Genomic DNA, 696 nt, shown 5'->3' with positions numbered 1-696 from the left:
AGAAGTTTGCACTCACAAATGAAACGCGTGTAATTAATAATCATACCCTTTATCGCATTAAAGCATTAAAAGACTTTTCTGATATCAAAGCAGGTACTTTAGGGGGCTTTATTGAAAAGGAAAGCAACCTCTCTCATGATGGCAATTGCTGGGTGTATGATGAGGCTCTTGTGTTTAAAAATGGTCACGTTTATGAAAATGCAAGAGTTTTTGGCAATGCTGTCACTTGTGGTCATATCTATGGTCATGCGCGGGTTTATGACAATGCTATCATTGCTGGCTATGTTTATGATAATGCCCATGTTTATGGCAATGCTGTTATTTCTGATAATTCCCATGTTTATGGTAATGCACATGTGTATGGCAAGGCTATTATTTATGATAATGCCTATGTTTATGACAATGCTAGGGTTTATGAAAATGCTCGTATAGCAAATAACGTACATGTTTATGAAAATGCCAATATTCATGGCATTGCTGTTATTCGTGAAAATGTCGGCGGGTCTACTAAAATAAAAACCTATACTGAACGTCTCTCTCCTTATGGTGAATTAGAGATTGTCTGGGTCTAATTAATAAAGCAGCGGCGGGCGCGGCGGGGGCGCCTGCTTTCTAAGCAAATTTTCCATTTCAAATTTTAGCAAATGTTTATCACATTAAATTGTGAGGGTATCTCTATGTGCAAAAAATATGAAT

General features: G+C 37.2%; 1 protein-coding gene. It reads left to right on the top strand.

Features of this window, described 5'->3' with window-relative positions; translation table 11 throughout:
- On the top strand, positions 1 to 572 hold a 572-nt coding region (locus ACFINY_RS09890; protein ID WP_375701082.1), incomplete at its 5' end, for a hypothetical protein.
- Positions 573 to 696: the final 124 nt, after the last annotated feature.

The organism is Bartonella sp. AA23NXGY, assembly GCF_042197165.1.
Classification (GTDB): domain Bacteria; phylum Pseudomonadota; class Alphaproteobacteria; order Rhizobiales; family Rhizobiaceae; genus Bartonella.
Note: the sequence above shows the minus strand (reverse complement) of the source record. Positions and strands in the feature narration are given on the sequence as shown.